At 30.3% G+C, this 18,645-nt stretch carries 21 protein-coding genes and 1 other annotated feature; of the genes, 19 read left to right on the top strand and 2 right to left on the bottom strand.

Annotation, left to right across the window (positions count from 1 at the left end; genetic code table 11):
- Positions 1-14: 14 nt before the first annotated feature.
- The 3 genes from ACZ41D_RS00470 (at position 15) to rsmI (ending at position 1,930) form a co-directional block, all read left to right on the top strand.
- A complete protein-coding gene (locus ACZ41D_RS00470) occupies positions 15-185 on the top strand; it encodes a DUF362 domain-containing protein (RefSeq protein WP_464151975.1) in 171 nt (56 codons plus the stop codon).
- Between the two features lie 130 nt (positions 186-315).
- The gene (locus ACZ41D_RS00465; protein ID WP_464151974.1) at positions 316-1,077 is read left to right on the top strand and encodes a tRNA1(Val) (adenine(37)-N6)-methyltransferase; all 762 of its coding nucleotides are present in this window, start codon (positions 316-318) and stop codon (positions 1,075-1,077) included.
- Position 1,078: 1 nt separating this feature from the next.
- The gene (gene rsmI / locus ACZ41D_RS00460) at positions 1,079-1,930 is read left to right on the top strand and encodes a 16S rRNA (cytidine(1402)-2'-O)-methyltransferase (RefSeq protein WP_464151973.1); all 852 of its coding nucleotides are present in this window, start codon (positions 1,079-1,081) and stop codon (positions 1,928-1,930) included.
- A 77-nt stretch (positions 1,931-2,007) separates the two neighbouring features.
- Here the strand turns inward: rsmI and ACZ41D_RS00455 are convergent, their stop codons facing one another.
- Positions 2,008-2,253, bottom strand: a complete 246-nt coding sequence (locus ACZ41D_RS00455) for an AbrB/MazE/SpoVT family DNA-binding domain-containing protein (protein WP_464151972.1) — start codon at positions 2,251-2,253, stop codon at positions 2,008-2,010.
- 127 nt (positions 2,254-2,380) lie between these two features.
- Here ACZ41D_RS00455 and ACZ41D_RS00450 point away from each other — a divergent pair, with 127 nt between their 5' ends.
- The 12 genes from ACZ41D_RS00450 to ACZ41D_RS00395 all read left to right on the top strand — a co-directional run bounded on the left by ACZ41D_RS00450 (position 2,381) and on the right by ACZ41D_RS00395 (position 14,867).
- Positions 2,381-3,400, top strand: a complete 1,020-nt coding sequence (locus ACZ41D_RS00450) for a DNA double-strand break repair nuclease NurA (protein WP_464151971.1) — start codon at positions 2,381-2,383, stop codon at positions 3,398-3,400.
- Positions 3,401-3,439: 39 nt separating this feature from the next.
- Positions 3,440-5,296 carry an ATP-binding protein gene (locus ACZ41D_RS00445; RefSeq protein ID WP_464151970.1) on the top strand — a complete coding sequence of 619 codons (1,857 nt, stop codon included), beginning with the start codon at positions 3,440-3,442 and terminating at the stop codon, positions 5,294-5,296.
- 137 nt (positions 5,297-5,433) lie between these two features.
- A complete protein-coding gene (locus tag ACZ41D_RS00440; protein WP_464153096.1) occupies positions 5,434-6,009 on the top strand; it encodes a nucleoside recognition domain-containing protein in 576 nt (191 codons plus the stop codon).
- 16 nt (positions 6,010-6,025) lie between these two features.
- Positions 6,026-6,562 (top strand): spore maturation protein, encoded by a 537-nt coding sequence (locus tag ACZ41D_RS00435; RefSeq protein ID WP_464151969.1) that lies wholly within the window; start codon positions 6,026-6,028, stop codon positions 6,560-6,562.
- Positions 6,563-6,634: 72 nt separating this feature from the next.
- Positions 6,635-6,876, top strand: a binding site (T-box leader).
- Positions 6,877-6,924: 48 nt separating this feature from the next.
- The gene (gene metG / locus ACZ41D_RS00430) at positions 6,925-8,871 is read left to right on the top strand and encodes a methionine--tRNA ligase (protein ID WP_464151968.1); all 1,947 of its coding nucleotides are present in this window, start codon (positions 6,925-6,927) and stop codon (positions 8,869-8,871) included.
- A gap of 84 nt (positions 8,872-8,955) precedes the next feature.
- Positions 8,956-9,726: a TatD family hydrolase gene (locus ACZ41D_RS00425; protein ID WP_464151967.1), complete on the top strand. Its 771-nt coding sequence runs from the start codon at positions 8,956-8,958 to the stop codon at positions 9,724-9,726.
- A gap of 68 nt (positions 9,727-9,794) precedes the next feature.
- On the top strand, positions 9,795-10,091 hold the full coding sequence (locus ACZ41D_RS00420; protein ID WP_464151966.1) for a hypothetical protein: 297 nt from the start codon (positions 9,795-9,797) through the stop codon (positions 10,089-10,091).
- 295 nt (positions 10,092-10,386) lie between these two features.
- A complete protein-coding gene (locus ACZ41D_RS00415; RefSeq protein WP_464151965.1) occupies positions 10,387-11,409 on the top strand; it encodes a 3D domain-containing protein in 1,023 nt (340 codons plus the stop codon).
- 243 nt (positions 11,410-11,652) lie between these two features.
- The gene (gene rnmV / locus ACZ41D_RS00410; RefSeq protein ID WP_464151964.1) at positions 11,653-12,201 is read left to right on the top strand and encodes a ribonuclease M5; all 549 of its coding nucleotides are present in this window, start codon (positions 11,653-11,655) and stop codon (positions 12,199-12,201) included.
- On the top strand, positions 12,191-13,069 hold the full coding sequence (gene rsmA, locus ACZ41D_RS00405; RefSeq protein WP_464153095.1) for a 16S rRNA (adenine(1518)-N(6)/adenine(1519)-N(6))-dimethyltransferase RsmA: 879 nt from the start codon (positions 12,191-12,193) through the stop codon (positions 13,067-13,069). The genes rnmV and rsmA overlap by 11 nt, the downstream gene beginning before the upstream one ends.
- A gap of 61 nt (positions 13,070-13,130) precedes the next feature.
- The gene (locus tag ACZ41D_RS00400) at positions 13,131-14,429 is read left to right on the top strand and encodes a hypothetical protein (protein ID WP_464151963.1); all 1,299 of its coding nucleotides are present in this window, start codon (positions 13,131-13,133) and stop codon (positions 14,427-14,429) included.
- A gap of 213 nt (positions 14,430-14,642) precedes the next feature.
- Positions 14,643-14,867 carry a glutaredoxin family protein gene (locus ACZ41D_RS00395; RefSeq protein WP_464151962.1) on the top strand — a complete coding sequence of 75 codons (225 nt, stop codon included), beginning with the start codon at positions 14,643-14,645 and terminating at the stop codon, positions 14,865-14,867.
- A 50-nt stretch (positions 14,868-14,917) separates the two neighbouring features.
- Here ACZ41D_RS00395 and ACZ41D_RS00390 read toward each other — a convergent pair whose 3' ends face one another.
- Positions 14,918-15,103, bottom strand: coding sequence for a DUF1858 domain-containing protein (locus tag ACZ41D_RS00390; RefSeq protein WP_464151961.1), 186 nt, complete (start codon positions 15,101-15,103; stop codon positions 14,918-14,920).
- A 211-nt stretch (positions 15,104-15,314) separates the two neighbouring features.
- Between ACZ41D_RS00390 and ACZ41D_RS00385 the strand changes: the two genes are divergently transcribed.
- The 4 genes from ACZ41D_RS00385 (at position 15,315) to ACZ41D_RS00370 (ending at position 18,129) form a co-directional block, all read left to right on the top strand.
- Positions 15,315-15,677, top strand: a complete 363-nt coding sequence (locus ACZ41D_RS00385) for a phage holin family protein (RefSeq protein ID WP_464151960.1) — start codon at positions 15,315-15,317, stop codon at positions 15,675-15,677.
- Positions 15,678-15,864: 187 nt separating this feature from the next.
- Positions 15,865-16,818: a cation diffusion facilitator family transporter gene (locus ACZ41D_RS00380; RefSeq protein WP_464151959.1), complete on the top strand. Its 954-nt coding sequence runs from the start codon at positions 15,865-15,867 to the stop codon at positions 16,816-16,818.
- A 65-nt stretch (positions 16,819-16,883) separates the two neighbouring features.
- Positions 16,884-17,543, top strand: coding sequence for a cytochrome c biogenesis CcdA family protein (locus ACZ41D_RS00375; protein WP_464151958.1), 660 nt, complete (start codon positions 16,884-16,886; stop codon positions 17,541-17,543).
- Positions 17,544-17,556: 13 nt separating this feature from the next.
- The gene (locus tag ACZ41D_RS00370; RefSeq protein WP_464151957.1) at positions 17,557-18,129 is read left to right on the top strand and encodes a TlpA family protein disulfide reductase; all 573 of its coding nucleotides are present in this window, start codon (positions 17,557-17,559) and stop codon (positions 18,127-18,129) included.
- The last annotated feature ends 516 nt before the right edge of the window (positions 18,130-18,645 follow it).

Below are 18,645 nucleotides of genomic sequence, written 5' to 3'. Positions count from 1 at the left end.
AGGAGGTGAACCCGATGGCTTATAAAATAGGTGATGCTTGCATTAGCTGTGGAGCTTGCGAAGCAGAATGTCCAGTTGATGCTATAAGTGCAGGAGATGACAAATATGTAATAGATCCAGAAAAATGTATTGAATGTGGTGCATGTGCAAATGTATGTCCAGTAGATGCTCCTCAACCAGAATAATATTTACTTAAAAGAGACCCTTGCAATAGGGTCTTTTTTGTATAAAATATAAGTAAATGGGGTTAAATTTAAAATAACTATGCAATTTACTCAATTAATAAAAGAGGTAAGAAGTTGGAGGGTTATGATGGTGCAAGATATACTGTTAAAAGACGACGAAAGAATAGATGACTTGCAGTGCAAAGGATTAAAAATAATTCAAAGCACAAAGGGATTTTGTTTTGGAATGGACGCTGTGCTACTTTCTAATTTTTGTGATATAAAGCCTCGATCTACTGTGGTCGATTTAGGTACAGGAACAGGTATTATTCCTTTATTAATATGGGCAAAAAACGATATAAAAAAAATATACGGCTTAGAAATACAAGATGAAGTGGCAGAAATGGCAAAGAGGTCAGTAAAATTGAATGGCTTGGAAGATATAATACATATATTAAATATTGATTTAAAGGAAAGTTTAGATGTATTAGGGGTGAATAAATTTGATGTAGTTACGTCAAACCCTCCGTATATGCCTAAAGGACAAGGACTAATAAATCCAAGAGATAAGAAGGCTATATCTAGACATGAGATATGTGCAACACTAGAAGATGTAATACGTATTTCTTCTAGATTGTTAAAGCACAATGGGAGATTTTTCATGGTCCATAGGCCACATAGGATAGTAGATATAATATGCTTATTAAGAAAATATAAACTTGAACCAAAAGCTATTAGATTTGTTCATCCAAAAGTTGGCCAAAAGCCAAATTTAGTATTAATAAAAAGCGTAAAGGCTGCAAAACCAGAACTGCTTTTTCATGACCCTCTTTATGTTTATAATGAAGATGGAACTTATACTAATGAAATATATAAAATATACGGTTTAAATAAAGGAACTGGAGTTGAATAAATTGAAAAAAAAAGGTACATTGTATATATGTCCTACTCCTATAGGCAATTTAGAGGATATAACTTTAAGAGTGTTAAATACACTAAAAAGTGTAGATATAATAGCTGCAGAAGATACTAGACACACAATAAAACTCTTAAATCACTATGATATAAAGAAGCCACTGATTAGCTATCATGAACATAATAAAAAAGAAAGGGGAAACATAATAATAAATAAAATTATCAGTGGCGAAAATGTAGCTTTAGTATCTGACGCTGGCATGCCAGGGATATCTGACCCAGGGGAGGATTTGATAAAATTGGCTATAGAGAAGGGAGTAAAGGTAACTGCCCTTCCGGGTGCTACTGCATTAATTACAGCATTAGTCATTTCTGGATTACCTACAGAAAAGTTTGTTTTTGAAGGCTTTTTATCATCAAATAGTGGTGAAAGACTTAAAAGATTAGAAGAGCTTAAAGCAGAAAGAAGAACTATGATATTCTATGAGGCACCTCATAGATTAAAAAAAACATTGAAAGATATAAAAAAGGTGTTTGGGAAAAGAAAGCTTTCAATTGCTAGGGAGTTAACAAAAAAATACGAAGAAATATTTAGAGGATATGTAGATGATGCCTTAAATAAATTTAATGAAAAGGTAAAAGGAGAGATAGTAATTGTAGTAGAAGGGATTTCTGAAGAAGAAATTAAAAAGGTTGAACGACAGGTATGGGAGGACATTAGCATTAAGGAACATATACTTCTTTATATGAACAAGGGATTTACTAAAAAACAAGCTATTAAAAAGGTATCTATTGATAGAGATATTCCTAAAAGTGATATTTACAGGGAAAGTATAGACATAGATATTTAATAAAATAAAAGAATCTACTTTTACCTTTAAACATTGTTAAAGGCTAAGTAGATTCTTATGTACTTAGATAGTATTAATTATAAATTCTTTAGTTCTTCCATACAAGCTGGACAGATGTTTTTTCCTTTGTATACAGTAACATCTTTAGCTTGTCCACAGAATATACATGCTGGTGCATATTTTTTAAGTATAATTTGTTCACCATCTACGTAGATTTCAAGAGCGTCTTTTTCTGCTATGTCTAATGTTCTTCTTAACTCGATAGGGATTACTACTCTCCCTAATTCATCTACTTTTCTTACAATGCCTGTTGATTTCATCATTCTCATCCTCCCATTAGTCTAATATTATAATATCGACTTCTTTCTACAATTAAATCATACCATATATTCCATTTTAAGTCAACAATTTTTAAAAAAAAATATAATATTATCATACGAGGTGTTAAATATGTTAAAAATTAGTAATGAACTTAAAAACAAGTTTATTGAAATCAATGATATATTAAAAGACAGTTATCATCTAATTATTAATACTGATAAAAATAAATTAAGGAACTTCATCCAAAATAATGTTGGGACAATAAAACCTATATCTAGGATGAATAAAGGTGAATTGGAAAACTTCATGCATAATGGAGGTCTTGTTGGAGTTGACGGGTCGAGAAATAGATTAGGAGGTGCATACCCTCACTTTATAGAAGTGTTCCAAGGCTTAGCTAAAAGTTCTATACATAATATAGACCCTATATATGCAGCAGATTTTTACACTCCTTTATGTATGTATAGGGAAATGGATATTTTAGATAAATTAGAAAAGGACAACCCTACAAAAGAAGAGAAGGATTCTTTTATATCTAATTATAAGCTTTCAGCTATAGAAGCTGATGTTGCCATCAAAGGAATAAAAAAATTTAACCCATATGTTATTATGATGGACGGATCTTTAATAAGATATAAAATAGAATGCGAGGATAAATGGAAGGAATTGAGAGAAGAATGTGAAAAAAATGGTATCTTATTATTAGGAGTAATTAAAGACATTAAGACTAATGTAATATCTGATGAATTAATAGAAAATGGTATAATTAATATATCTAAAGGTTATATATTTGACAGAGAAATATTATATGGAGTATTGGACATTGGTGAGATGATATCTATAAAAAAGACTAAAACAGGAAAATTTGATGAAGGATTAGTTTCTGCATTTTTAAGAACATCTCGTGACCCTTCTGTGATAGCTATTGATATGCTTGACAGCCAGGAAAAATATTTAGAAAGCATGGCAAGACTTACATATACCCTTACTCCACAAGGAAGCAGAGGGGTACCATTTTGGCTTGATATAGTAGATAGTGAAGTAAAAATATCAAATGAGATGCTTAATAGATTGGTAGAAAGATATGTTGATAAAGAAATTGTAGAAAAGTTATTTAAATCAGAAAGAAGCAAAAGGACAATGAGATAAATAAAGCTCATTAAAAGAAATATGAAGGAGTTGAGCAATATGAAGGTTGTAGGCATCACAACTCAACAAGAGGTATATATTGGTTCCAATGATAGAAATTTTAGGATAAATGAGATATTGATAATTATGGATAAAAATCAAGGAGAATTAATGGGGGAAGTGGTTGAAACAAAATCCTATAACAGATATATACCTTTAAATATCAATGGGGAAATGGTGGACAGCTCTGTTATAGAATCTTTAAAAGCTATTGGATATGATATAGATGAAGACACTATATATATTGCTAGAGTAAGGCTGCTTAATGAGGCTCAGTACCCTGTAGAAACAGGTTCTGATGTAAGAGTACCAAGATTTGACGAAGTAAAAAGCCTTATGGTAAGTACTTCTCCAGATAAGGGGCTTGTAATAGGAGTAATAAAAAGCACTGAAGAAATGACTAATGGTATGGATAAAAACTTAGAAGATATTGCTCCTATATTTGAGGATGGTTCATTAAAACCTCAAAGGGGAATACCATTTATTTTTGATATTAAGTCTATGCACCAATATCCACATATAGGGATATTTGGTGGTTCTGGTTCAGGGAAGTCTTTTGGTATGAGAGTGATTTTAGAAGAGATAATGAAGTTGAATATTCCAACGATAGTGTTAGATCCTCACTTTGAAATGGATTTCTCAACATTTGCAGACTATTTAGATGAAAAGTATAAATTTGATTTTTCAAATAGATTTAAGTGTTTAAGGATTGGATTTGATGTAGGAGTTAAATTTACTGAACTTTCTACACAAGATTTAAAAAATCTTTTAGGTGCATCTGGTGCTATCTCCGATGCTATGAGTAATACTGTAGATGTTTTGCATAAAAGAAAAGACTCATATCAAAGTTTTTATGATAGGTTGAATATGCTTTCTCAAGCACAAGATTTAGGTTCTATCTCTAAATTAGATAAGATTATTCAATCTGCAGAAACTAATGTAGAGAGGGAAAGATGGTTAAAGTGCAAGGAACTATTTGAAAGATATGATAAGACTTGTCCAAGTAGCTCAGTAAAAGGTGTTATTTGGAGATTAACTAGGCTTTACAATGATGGGGTATTTAGTAACGATATAAAGGCTATTTTAGAAGGGCTAAAATCTGGGAAACTAATAGTTTTACAAGGGAACATACGACTTATTCAAGTTTTTTCAACATATCTTATGAGTAATTTATATCATAGAAGAAGAGAGTACAAAGATGCACAGTATAAAAACAGCGACGCAGAATATTTCCCACCATTTATTATAGCCACAGATGAAGCTCACAATTTTGCTCCTAAGGGATATGATTCTCCATCAAAATCAATATTAAAAGAAATATCACAGGAAGGCAGAAAATATGGAGTTTTTCTTATTCTAGCTACTCAAAGGCCTACTCTTTTAGATGAAACTATAACTGCACAGCTTAATACGAAGCTGATTTTTAGAACAGTAAGGGGCTCAGACATACAAACTATTAGAGAAGAGACTGATCTTACTGAGGAAGAAGCAAGAAGGTTGCCTTATTTAAAATCAGGAGATGTATTTATATCATCAGCTATCAATGGCCGTACTGTAGCAGCGAGGGTGAGGGCAGCTAAAACCTCTAGTCCACATACTTTAAATCCTTTTGATGAATTAGTTAACCAAAGAAATGAAGATCAAGAAAGAATTTATAATCTAATCAAAGATAAACTTCCTATATTAGAGTTGAATATGACTGATGTTGTTAAAGAAATCGAGATTGATTCAAATCATACCATCACCTTAAATGTAGATCATTTAAAAAATTGTCTTGAGGAATTAGTATCTCAAGGTAAAATAACAAAAAAGAAAACTCCATTTTGTATATCTTATGAAGAAAAAAGCCCTATTTAAACTTAGGGCTTTTTGTTATGTTTTTTTCTTATAGACATATATTTTTATAAAGGAGGAACTTGCAAAATTTCTTAAATTATTTTATTATGCAATTTCCTCAATTAATAATTTTTATAGTATTACAGAAATATCCGGTGGTGAAAATTTTGATTAATTATATTTGGGCTTTTATGATTATATTTGGCATAGGTGTAGCAATTTTAACAGGAAATTTAGACGAAATAAATACTGCAGTATTAAATGATACTCAAGAAGCAGTTAAATTTGCTATAGGGCTTACTGGAGTTATGGCGTTATGGCTGGGATTGATGAATATAGCAGAAAAATCAGGATTAGTGAAAAGCTTTAGCAAAGCATTAAGGCCTCTTATTAGACTACTATTTCCAGACATACCAAAAGATCATCCTGCTATAAGTGCAATAGTTATGAATATGGTGGCAAATATGTTTGGTGCAGGCAATTCAGCTACAGCATTGGGGATAAAAGCTATGGAAGAGATGAATAAGCTCAATAAAGATAAAAAAAGAGCGACAAATGCTATGTGTATGTTTTTAGTTATAAATATGTCCTCTGTACAATTAGTTCCACTGACTGTGTTAAAAATAAGAGCAGATGCGGGTTCTATAAATCCTACTGAAATAATCGGTACTTCTCTTATAGCTACAATAGTATCTACAATAGTTGGAATAATATCAGTAAAAATACTTGAATAAGGGAGCTGATATTAATATGGTTAAATTACTCGAAATGATATCTATTGTAATTATTCCCTTTATTATATCTATAATATTAATTCATGGATATATAAAAGGTGTAAATCTTTATGACACATTTGTTGAAGGTGCTAAGAAAGGATTTAGGACATCTATTAGGATAATGCCTTACCTCATAGCAATCTTTTTAGCTATAGGCATATTTAAGCGTTCAGGTACTATGAATATAATTGTAAATATATTTGGTCCTATTGCTAGTTTAGCAGGTATACCAAGTGAAGTATTGCCTTTAATGATTATGAGACCAATATCGGGCAGCGGTTCTCTAGCTATAGTGAGAGATATAATTACTACTTTTGGACCTGATTCTTTTCCTGGGAGAGTAGCATCTACTATGATGGGTTCTGCAGAGACTATATTTTACACTATGGCTGTGTATTTTGGAGCAGTTGGAATAAAAGATTCAAGGCATGCTCTTCCTGCAGCTTTATTATCACACCTTGCATCTGTCATAGCATCTGTAGTTATATGTAGTTTTGTATTTGGAAGATAAACTTTTAAAAATCCTCTTGACAAAAAATAATTAGTTATGTATAGTTTTTAATAAATAGGAAATATTATCTTAATAAAGGTTATGAAGGGAAGAGTAGGCTTTAGTATTAACTAAAGAGAGCCAGGTTAGGTGAAAGCTGGTGTTAAGAATAAAGCTGAAGATGGCCCCTGAGCTGTACAGCTGAAAGTTTAGTAGGCTGTAACGGGATTGTATCCGTTATATTTACAAGGTTATGTTAGTAACCTATCAAGGCATAAGCTGTGAGGCTTATGTAAACTAGAGTGGTAACGCGGAGTATAACCTTCGTCTCTATATAGAGACGAAGGTTTTGTTTATTAAAAAATATTTTAGGAGGGAATAAAATGACAAAGACTTATTATATTACAACACCATTATATTATCCAAGCGATAATCTTCATATAGGACACACATATTGTACTGTTGCTGCAGATACTTTTGCTAGATTTAAAAGGCTAACAGGATATGATGTTAAATTTCTTACAGGTACAGATGAACACGGTCAAAAAATAGCAGATAAAGCAAAAGCTAAAGGATTAACCCCAAAAGAATATGTAGATTCAATAGTAAAAAATATAAAGGAATTGTGGAAAACACTTGATATAAGCTATGACATATTTATTAGAACTACAGATAAGCAGCATGAAGAGGTAATTCAGAAGATATTTAAGAAATTATATGATCAAGGAGATATTTATAAAGGTGAATATGAAGGACATTATTGTACTCCTTGTGAATCTTTTTGGACTGAAAGTCAGCTAGTAGACGGCAAATGTCCTGATTGTGGAAGAGATGTTAAACTAGCAAAAGAGGAAGCATATTTTTTCAAGCTATCAAAGTATCAAGATCAGATATTAAAGTATTTTGAAGAAAATCCTGAATTTCTTCAACCTGATTCGAGAAGAAACGAAATGATAAATAACTTTTTAAAGCCAGGGTTAGAAGACTTATGTGTATCTAGGACTACTGTAGATTGGGGTATCAAGGTGCCTTTTGATCCTAAGCATACAATATATGTATGGTTCGATGCTGTATGTAATTATATTACTGCATTAGGCTATCTTACCGATAATGATAGTGATTACAAAAAATATTGGCCAGCTGATATTCATTTTGTTGGGAAGGAAATAGTAAGATTTCACACTATTATTTGGCCAGCTATATTGCTTGCATTAGGGGTTGAACTTCCTAAAAAAGTATTTGGTCACGGTTGGATTTTATTTGAGAATGACAAAATGTCAAAATCTAAAGGAAACGTTATCTATCCAGAACCACTTCTTGAACTTTACGGAATAGATGCATTAAAATACTTCTTACTAAGGGAATTTTCCTTTGGCCAAGATGGGTCTTTTGCTAGAGTGAAATTTCTACAGAGATTAAACTCTGACTTGGCTAATGACTTAGGCAATCTAGTAAGTAGAACTGTAGCTATGATAGATAAGTACAATGGAGGAATTTTACCAGAGGCTAAAGTAGAAGGAGAATATGATGAAAGCTTAAAAAATCTAGCAATATCTACAGGAGAAAAGGTAGATAAATATATTAATAAGCTTGATTTTAGCAATGCTTTAGAGGAAATATGGAAACTTATTAGAAGAACAAATAAGTATATAGATGAAACTACACCTTGGATATTAGCTAAAGATGATAGTAATAAGGATAGACTTGATACAGTATTATATAACTTAGCAGATTCTTTAAGGATAATATCTGTATTAATTAGACCGTTTATGGAGAAAACTTCAAATAGCATTTGGAGGCAATTAGGTATAGATAACGGTCAAGGAACTTCATGGGAAGAAATATCACAGTGGCATAAAATACCTTCTGGAGTAAAGGTAAGAAGAGAAGGTTCACTGTTCCCAAGATTAGATGTAGAAAAAGAGCTTGAAAGGCTAAATAAAGTTAATGAAGAATTTATTGCTAAAAGGCAAGGAAATACAAATAAAGAGGAAAAACAAGATGAAGACTATATCACTATTGACGACTTTGATAAACTAGACTTAAGGGTAGCTAAGGTTTTGGAAGCAAAAAAACACCCTAATGCTGATAAATTATTAGTAATACAACTTGAAGTAGGGGAAGAAAAAAGACAGGTAGTATCAGGTATAGCTAAATATTATAAACCTGAAGATTTAATAGGGAAGAAGGTTATATTAGTATATAATTTAAAACCTATTAAATTGAGGGGAATAGATTCACATGGAATGATTTTGGCAGCAGGAAAAGGGAAGAAGCTGACTTTAGCATCTGTTTTAGAAGACATAGAAAGTGGAGCAAGAATAAGTTAGAAGCTTTAGAGCAATGAGGTTAATTTAAATAAGCCTGTGGGAAATCAACTTTCCCTGATAATCTTAAATTAAGGGGTGCTTAAAATGCTTATTGACAGCCATGCTCATTTAGATGATGAGAGATTTGATGAAGATAGAGATAAAATAATTAAAGATTTGACTAAAGATGGTATTTCTCTTGTGATAAATCCAGGTGCCGATATAGCTTCTTCAGTTAAGGCTATTTCCCTATCAGAAAAATATGATAATATATATGCAGCTGTTGGTGTTCATCCTCATGAAGTAGAGGATATGGATAATGATACTTTATTGGTGTTAAAATCTCTTGCTCAAAAAGAAAAAGTTGTTGCTATAGGGGAGATAGGTCTTGATTATTATTATGACAATTCTCCTAGAGATCTACAAAAAAAATGGTTTAGAGAGCAGATAAGATTAGCTAAAAAGATAAAATTGCCCATAATTGTTCATGATAGGGATGCTCATAAGGATACCTTTGATATTATAAAAGAGGAATATGATGATACTTTAAGAGGTGTTTTGCACTGTTATTCTGGAAGCTTAGAAATGGCAAAAGAATACATTAAGATGGGATTTTATATATCATTTGCAGGTCCTGTTACATTTAAAAAAGCAAAAGTACCTAAAGAGGTAGCCAAAGAAATACCTTTAGAAAACTTATTGGTAGAAACTGATTCTCCTTATTTGACTCCTGAGCCTAAAAGAGGGAAAAGAAATGAGCCATCAAATGTTAGATATGTTGCAGCCATGATTTCTCAATTAAAGTCAGTAGATTTTGAAAAGGTGGCTAACTATACTTCTAAAAATGCTAAGGAACTGTTTTCAATTAACAAATAGTAACCATAACTGTCTCTTTTCATATAATGTTAATAAGTCAATTTAAAATAAAGGAGTTGAAAAAGTTGATGAGAAGAGACAGGGATCGCTATAAAGAACCAGAAAAAAAGCCTGAGGAATGTCCAGAAACTCCTGAATATCCTCAATATCCAATGTACCCAATGTATCCAACATATCCAATGTATCCAACATGCCCAGGTATGCAGCCAATGCCTGGAATGGGGCCAATGCCTGGAACACAACCAATGCCAGGAATGTGCCCATTTATGAATCCATATTATGGGGGATATATGTACCCTGTGAACCCTAATTATCCTATGAATCCCATGTATCCTATGCTGGATGATACAGACGTAGGAGTATAGCTTGTAATAATTGAATTAAAAAAATGAAGCCAAAAAACATTAGCAGTTTTTGGCTTCATTTTTTTTGCAAGTTTAAATTCAACTATATAACTTGCATAATTTTGACCTTGTAGTAATTATGCAATTTCATCTAATTATTAAAATTCCTCCATTGAATAAAAAAATAAACTTTGGATATAATATTATATCAATTATAAAGGTTTATAATAATATCCAAATATTAGTATGGAAAATCACTAAAGTATATTATAAAATAATACAATAGATTAGGGAACAAAATTAGGAGGTCAAGTATATGTTAAAATTTATAGAAAATAATAAGGTTGTTACTCTTATTATTGTTATTTCTATAATTTCTTTAGCTAGTATTGCTGCTCAAGATTATTTTATTAAAAATGTTTTTCTAATGATTGATGATGAAAAAATGGTAGTTGAAACTACTTCTAATACAGTTGAGGAATTATTAGATGAAAATAATATTAACATTGATGATAATGATGTAATCAATGTAAATCCTGACGATAAAGTAAAAGATGGTATGAAAATACAAATAGAAAAAGCTATACCAGTAATTGTACAAATAGACAATGATAGAACTACTATAAAGGCACCTAAGCAAAGCATTAAGGACTTATTGAATAATATAGGAATTAGCTTAGGAGAATATGATAAGGTAAATCCTTCCCTAGAAGTAGAAACCCAACCAAATTTAATAGTTAGTGTCACAAGGGTAAATAAAGAAGTAGTAACAAAGGAAGAGAAGATTCCTTACCAATTGATAACAAAAAATAGTGATGATTTGGAAAAAGGCAAAACTAAGGAAATTCAGTCAGGTGAAGATGGAATAAAACAAGTAGAAGTAGAAAGAATTTATGAAAATGGTGAGCTTGTAGCTGAAAATGTATTAAAAGAGAGTATCATAAAAGAACCTGTACCACAAATAATTGAAAAAGGAACTAAAGATTATTTTGTATCTTCAAGAGGTATAACTAATTATAAAAGATCTTTTGTAGCTGTTGCTACTGCATATGATTTATCTTATGAAAGTACAGGTAAAAATCCAGGAGATGAAAACTTTGGTATAACAGCTTCAGGTACAAAAGCAAGACCTGGAGTCGTTGCAGTAGATCCAAATGTTATACCTTTAGGGACAAAACTATATATACAGTCATTAGATGGTTCTGAAGATTATGGGTTTGCAGTTGCAGAAGACACTGGAGGAGCTATCAAAGGAAATAGAATTGATTTATTCTTTGAAAGTCACAGTGAAGCATTGAAATTTGGGAGAAGAAATGTAAGAGTTTATATATTAGATTAAAGAGCAGATTATCTGCTCTTTTTTATGTTAAAATTAAATAAGGAAATTTATAGGGATCCAATTTCAACACTTTAATTATTATGCTTTGGAAAATCTACTTTCATCGCGATTTATTCAATCACTACCCTAATACTTTACCTTGAATAGTGCTTGAGTACCGGAGCAGGAAAAGTTGATTTTCCATAGACATATGAGAAAATTGCATAATAAGCTATATAAACTTAAGCATAGGGAGGACTAGAGTTGATAAAGGAAATAATAGTAGTAGAAGGAAGAGATGATATATTAGCAATAAAACGGGCTGTAGATGCCGAGATAATTGCAACTAACGGATTTGGTATAAATGAGGATAAATTAAGGCAAATCGAAACTGCAGCTAAAAAAAGAGGTATAATAATATTTACTGACCCTGATTTCGCTGGTGAAAAAATTAGAAGGATGATATCTAAGAGAGTTAAAAATTGTAAGCATGCATTTATACCAAGGGAAAAAGCTATTAAAGATGGTGATATAGGAGTTGAAAATGCTTCGCCACAGGCTATAATAGATGCATTAAAAAAAGCTAGAGCTGAAACAAAGGGTAAGCGGATAGAATTTACAAAGAACGATTTAGTAAAATATGGACTTTCTGGAACTAAAAATGCAGGAGAAAAAAGGGATGAATTAGGGAAAATATTAGGTATAGGATATTGTAACTCTAAGCAATTTTTGAATAGACTTAATAATTATGGTATAACAAGAGAAGAATTTTTAGAAGCTATTAGGAGGATTAATAGTGATTATGAAAGATAAAAAACTTTATTCAGCTGAAACTATAAAAGAAATAATGCAAGACTATGAATTTAGTTTTTCTAAAAGCTTAGGACAAAACTTTTTGATAGATGGAAATGTTATTAATAAAATTCTTGAAAAAAGCGATATAAATAAAAAAGATTATATACTAGAAATAGGTCCTGGTATAGGTACATTAACTAGAGAGCTATCAAAAAAAGCAGATAAAGTTGTGGCAGTTGAAATAGATAAGAATCTTATACCAATATTAAATAAGACATTATCTGAATGCGAAAATATAGAAATAGTACATGGAGATATACTAAAAGTTGATCTTAATAAGATATTTAACGAAAAATTGAGAAACGGTAATGTTAAAGTTATAGGCAATTTACCTTATTATATAACTACACCAATCATAATGAAGTTATTAGAAGCGAAACTTCCAATAGATAAGATAATTGTAATGGTGCAAAAAGAAGTTGCAGTTAGGATGCAGTCATCTCCTGGGAATAAGGATTATGGAGCTTTATCTGTAGCTGTTCAATATTATTCAAAACCACAAATTATTGTAAATGTACCTAGACATGTTTTTATGCCAAAACCTAATGTTGATTCAGCTGTAGTAGTGCTTGATGTATATAAAAGCCCAGTTGTAGATGTAATAGATGAGAAAAAATTTTTTCAAGTAGTTAAAGCAGCGTTTGGTCAAAGAAGAAAGACTTTACTAAATGCTCTTGCAGGAGGTAATTTAGGATTATCAAAGAAAGAAATTAAAGATATTTTATTAAAGTGTGATATTGATTTTAGGAGGAGAGGAGAAACTTTAGAATTAGAAGAGTTTGCCAAAATATCAAATGCATTCTTTAAGAATAATGAAATTTACTAGTTAACTATTTCCTACCTCTTACATATATTAATAATAAGTATTGTCAAGAGGGGGGAATAAAATGACGATTAAGGAAAAATACATAAGAAGATATATAATATTAAATAACTATTCTAAATATTTTAATGATGAAAATAAAAGAGTAAAGGGATATGGAATATTAGAAATAAGAGAGGGCAAGGGAAAAATTTCTTTAAATGTGGAAGGTTTTAAACATCAATACAAGAACAAAATATACAAGATGTATCTTTTAGGTGAATCGAATAGAGGATTGATAGAAGTAGACGCAGGCCCTATTAGAATAAGAGATGACGGGAAGAGTCAGTTGGATTGGAAATTTAATCCTCGCGATTTAGGAAATACAGGTTTGCCTTTAGAAAAATTTAATACGATTATGATAAGATTATGTAATATAGATAAACAACTAGATGAAGAAATAATAATACCTTTAGCTGGGTTTATAGATAAAAAAGGCAGGGATATCCTAGATATAGCAAAGGAACTTAAAAATAATAAAGATAATAAAGACTTAAATAAATTAAATAAAAATAAGTACAATGCTTCTAATTTGAATAAGCCTTGTGAAATTGAAGAAGAAATATTAGAAGAAAATGTGAAAAATAAAGATGAAGAGAATAGAAAAGATAAAAGATATGTAGATAGTAAAAACAATGAATTACATAAAAAAGATAAAGACAATGGAAATATAAAAAAGATAACAACTGATGAAAAAGAGAAGACAGAAACTATAGAGAAACAGAAAGAAGAAAAACAAAAACAGGAGCAAGATGAAAAATTACAATCGGTAAGTTATGAAGAGCAAAATAACGAAAGGTGCAAGGATACGAAACAATATAACAAATTATTTAATAATGTACCATATTATGGTCAAAATATCGATCAATATAATAATCAAGTAGCAAGTTATACATTAAATGTTTTGAAATTTTTTGAAGAAGTAGACCCATTAAAAGAAAAATTAGAAGGATATAACTGGTGGGAAATTCCATATGATAGACGTAATATATACAGAGGATTCTTACCATATTATAATTATGTAATAAATGTATATCAACAATATCCTTTTATTACAAGGAGTGCTACATGTCAAGGGCTTATAAAGAAATACAGACATTATATTTTTGGTATAGCAAAAAAAGACGATAAAGTTAAATATTACATATATGGAATTCCAGGTAAATTTACGAGGTTAGAACATCCTTACAATGGGCTTACAGGCTTTACTACTTGGTATCAATCAAGTAATAGTATAAACGAAAAAAATGGGTATTGGCTTCTTTACATTGATGCAGCTAGTGGCAAAATAATTACACCAAAAAAACCTATGATTCCCTATTAATAAATAAGCCAATAAGGATGATAATAGTGGCCATAATTTTGGCCGCTTTTATTATGAAAATTTCGTAAGTATTAATGCAAAAATGATTAAACTAAATAATAGTGGGTAATATATATGTAAGTGAACATAAAAAATTTTAAATTTTTCTTGATTAAGCATACCCTTAGGGGGTATAATAATAATAGAAATAAATTATATTTAGGAGGAATAAAAATGAAAAATGTAACTATTTATACTAGCAGCACTTGTCCACATTGTGTTGCTGCCAAGGATTATTTAAACAGTAAAGGTATAAGCTATGAAGAAAAGAATGTTCAAAAAGACCCTCAGGCTAGAAAAGAGTTAATGAGCAAAGGGTATATGGGTGTTCCAGTAATAATTGTTGATGGCGAAGAAATAGTTGGATTTGATAAAGCTAGGTTAGATCAACTTCTATAAAATTATAAAAACATAAAAATAAGGAAGCTTAAGCTTCCTTATTTTTATACCTATTTATTTAAAGCTTCTAATAATTCATTTACATCAAGACCATGAACTATAGCTGCTTCTTCTAAAGACTCCATTTGTGCTGATGGACATCCTACACAGCCTAAACCAAATTTCATTAGCTTTTCTACTGCGTCAGGATATTCTCTAACTATTTCACCTATTAGCATATCTTTAGTTATAGCCATTATAATTCCTCCTTTAAATGTTTAATGTTTGCTATTAATTAATAATAACATATTTTTATTAATTATTGTGTAATAATTTTTTACATTTATTATTCTTATACCCAATATTGATAGCTTTAAAAATAATATGTGAATAAAAATAATAAATATTCATGATAAATTGAATAAAAACTTTTTAAAAAGCGAAAATATACTTAGGAGGTGGATGAACATGGCTGATAATGAAAGAACAAAAGATAAGTTAAGTATAAGCCAAATACTTGTTAAAATCTTAATTACAATTGTTGTAGTGGGATTAGCTGCTTTTTTTACACCTGGATTTACGATAGACGGTTTAGGGACTTTGATTTTTTCAGGTATAGTAATTGCTATTGTTGATTATCTAATATCAAGATTTACTAAAGTTGACGCTTCGCCTTTTGGCAGAGGATTGATAGGATTCGTTATTACTGCAGCGATTCTATATTTTACCAGATACATAGTAGAAGGATTTAATATATCAATTATAGGATCTATACTAGGTGCATTAGCGATTGGTATAATAGACGCAATAATTCCTGGAGATGCATTTTAAAATTGAGCGAAAGCTCAATTTTTTACTTTTACTACCCAAATGTATTATTTTTTATCAGTAATTTTCAATTGATAATGAAATTTAATATTATGTATTAATTAATATCGTTGAAATTATAGGTTACATTTATATAAATAAAGTAGTATACTATAAATAATATTATTTCAATTGAAAATGAGGTGTTTTAATGAGCAGGGATAATGAAATTCCAGATAACATAAGATATAAGATGGGAGAACAGATTACTTGGGTAGTAATAATCATTAATATTGCTTTGGCTATAATAAAGATATTTATTGGGGTAATTGGTAAATCTAAAGGTATGATAGCAGATGGTATCCATACTATTTCTGACGTAGGCAGTTCGTTAGGTATAATTATAGGATTTTTTATTTCTAAGAAACCGGAAGACTCTAAACATCAATATGGACATGAAAAGGCAGAATCTATTTCAGAATTTATGTTATCATTATTTTTAATAGCAACTGGGGTTAAGATAGGATATTCAGCTATTCAATCTATATTTTTAAAAGGTATTGAAACTCCTAGCATTATAACTTTATGGGTTGCACTTGTATCAATAGTTATTAAGGAAATACAATTTAGAATGACTATTAATGTTGGAAAGAAAATAAATAGTAGTGCTCTTATAGCTGATGCTTGGCATCATAGATCAGATGCTTTATCATCTATAGCAGTATTACTAGGAATATTAGGTGCAAGGGCAGGATACCCTATTTTTGATGCTTTAGCTGGAATTGCTGTGTCTTTAATAGTAATAAAAGTTGGAATAGAACTATTCATAACGGGTTACAATGAGCTTATGGATTCTTCAATAGCTGAAGAGAAACTCTTTGATTTAGCAGATAAGATAATGGATAATACAAAGGTTACAAATATCAATGAGATAAGAACCAGGGTACACGGTTCTAAAGCATTTATAGATATGAAAATATGCGTTCCTAATAATATTTCTGTAGAAGAGGGACACGAAATATCTGAAGAAGTTGAACGAATTGCATATGAAGAAATTGATAATCTTAAGGATATAATTGTGCATGTAAATCCTTGCGATAAAGGAAATAAAGAATGTGTTAATTGTAAATCAAAGACAAGTAGATTTTTAAAAGAAAGAAAGTAAAAAGTACTTGCAATAATACCCCCGTATGGTATAATGTAAATAAATCCATATGGGGGTGATTATATTTGAATGATAATATATCTTTCACTTTAGCTTTATCTGCAGGATTTGTATCTTTTTTTTCACCTTGTATATTACCACTTATTCCTGCGTATATAACATATATTACAGGAGCGTCAGTGGAAGAAGAACTAAAGGGTAAAAGACTTTTTACTCTCATAAGAACACTAGGATTTACTTTAGGTTTTACAATAATATTTATGATAATGGGCATATCTGCAAGTTTTTTAGGTCAAATGTTCATAAAATATAGGAATATTCTTATGAAGGTTGCAGGTGCTTTGATTATAATATTTGGATTAACTATGTCAGGAGTCTTTAACTTAAAATTTTTTAAGAGTCCTATAAAGCTCAAGGCTCCTGGTAAAACTGGAGGATGGTTTAGTGCTATGCTTGTAGGTATGGCTTTTGCAACTGGATGGACGCCATGTGTTGGAGCTGTACTTGGGTCAATATTAGTTTATGCTAGTATGTCAACTACTATTTCAAAAGGAGTATATCTTTTATTATTTTATTCATTAGGATTAGCTGTTCCGTTTATAATTACAGCTTTGCTCATAAATAGCTTTAGCAAATTTCTAATGAAATTTGACAAAACTCTACCATATATAAGCAAAATTAGTGGTGTCATTATGGTGATATTTGGTATATATATGATTATATAAAGGGAGTGATTGAGTGAATAAAAAAGCTTTGACTATTGTCATTATTGCTTTGATTGTTATAGGTGGTATTTTTTATTTTAGCCAAAGTAATGAAACAAATGAAATAAAAGATAATGAGAGTGATGTTTCTCAAAATAGTAACCAAATAGAAGAAAATTCTCTTCCTATTGACATAGGGAAAGAAGCTCCTAATTTTACATTGAACACTTTAGAAGGTGAAACTGTATCTTTGGAAGATTACAGAGGAAAAACAGTTTTGATAAATTTTTGGGCAACAGATTGTCCTTATTGCGTAAAGGAAATGCCTGATTTAAATAAACTTTATATTAATCATAAAGATGAAGATTTTGAGGTTTTAGCTATAAATGTTGGTGAATCTGAAGCAGACGTAAAAGCATATTTAAATGGTACAGATTACCAATTCACTATCTTATTAGACTCTAAGGCAAATACGGCCATAAGTTACATGGTTACAGGAATTCCTATGAGTGTTATGATTGATGAAGAAGGAATAATAAGAGCAATAAAGATTGGACTTATGTCTTATGATGTAATGGAAGATATGTTTGAGTATGTAAAAAAATAATACTAATCTTTTGATTATTACATACCTTGTATGGGTATATTAATAATAAATATAATTGAAATGTAATGAATTACAAAATTGTTAATAGCTTTAATTTTACAATTTATTAAATAGGGTGACTACAAGGAGGAAAAGTATATGAAAGTAAATATTACAAAAAGAGCTTTAGAAGAGCTAAATAAAATCATGGAAAAAAAAGATTCTATAGGTAAGGCTGTAAGGCTATATATAGCAGGCTTTGGTTGAAGTGGCCCTTCTGTTGGTATTGCTCTGGATGAGCAAAAAGATAATGACGAATCTGTAGAAGTTGAAAACATAAAGTTTGTTGTAGAAAAAGATATTTCTAATTCATATGGGAGTAATTTTGATATAGACTATGTAAATGATTGGTTAAGAAGAGGTTTTTATGTAACATTTGCAGGACGTTCTTCAGGATGTTAGTACTAGAATAATAAATTAAAAGAGGGTAAACCTTTATATGGTTTACTCTTTTTTTGTGTAAAAATTAATTTCTCA

Source organism: Brassicibacter thermophilus (assembly GCF_055378355.1).
This window is presented reverse-complemented; position numbering and strand designations above follow the sequence as displayed.

Bases quoted from the DNA above. Each gene is read 5' to 3' on its own strand.
- ACZ41D_RS00470 (WP_464151975.1), top strand. From the start codon at position 15: ATGGCTTATAAAATAGGTGATGCTTGCATTAGCTGTGGAGCTTGCGAA.
- ACZ41D_RS00455 (WP_464151972.1), bottom strand. From the start codon at position 2,253: ATGATGAAATCAACAGGCATTGTAAGAAAAGTAGATGAATTAGGGAGA.
- ACZ41D_RS00450 (WP_464151971.1), top strand. From the start codon at position 2,381: ATGTTAAAAATTAGTAATGAACTTAAAAACAAGTTTATTGAAATCAAT.
- ACZ41D_RS00445 (WP_464151970.1), top strand. From the start codon at position 3,440: ATGAAGGTTGTAGGCATCACAACTCAACAAGAGGTATATATTGGTTCC.
- ACZ41D_RS00435 (WP_464151969.1), top strand. From the start codon at position 6,026: ATGGTTAAATTACTCGAAATGATATCTATTGTAATTATTCCCTTTATT.
- metG (WP_464151968.1), top strand. From the start codon at position 6,925: ATGACAAAGACTTATTATATTACAACACCATTATATTATCCAAGCGAT.
- ACZ41D_RS00425 (WP_464151967.1), top strand. From the start codon at position 8,956: ATGCTTATTGACAGCCATGCTCATTTAGATGATGAGAGATTTGATGAA.
- ACZ41D_RS00420 (WP_464151966.1), top strand. From the start codon at position 9,795: ATGAGAAGAGACAGGGATCGCTATAAAGAACCAGAAAAAAAGCCTGAG.
- ACZ41D_RS00415 (WP_464151965.1), top strand. From the start codon at position 10,387: ATGTTAAAATTTATAGAAAATAATAAGGTTGTTACTCTTATTATTGTT.
- rsmA (WP_464153095.1), top strand. From the start codon at position 12,191: ATGAAAGATAAAAAACTTTATTCAGCTGAAACTATAAAAGAAATAATG.
- ACZ41D_RS00400 (WP_464151963.1), top strand. From the start codon at position 13,131: ATGACGATTAAGGAAAAATACATAAGAAGATATATAATATTAAATAAC.
- ACZ41D_RS00395 (WP_464151962.1), top strand. From the start codon at position 14,643: ATGAAAAATGTAACTATTTATACTAGCAGCACTTGTCCACATTGTGTT.
- ACZ41D_RS00390 (WP_464151961.1), bottom strand. From the start codon at position 15,103: ATGGCTATAACTAAAGATATGCTAATAGGTGAAATAGTTAGAGAATAT.
- ACZ41D_RS00385 (WP_464151960.1), top strand. From the start codon at position 15,315: ATGGCTGATAATGAAAGAACAAAAGATAAGTTAAGTATAAGCCAAATA.
- ACZ41D_RS00380 (WP_464151959.1), top strand. From the start codon at position 15,865: ATGAGCAGGGATAATGAAATTCCAGATAACATAAGATATAAGATGGGA.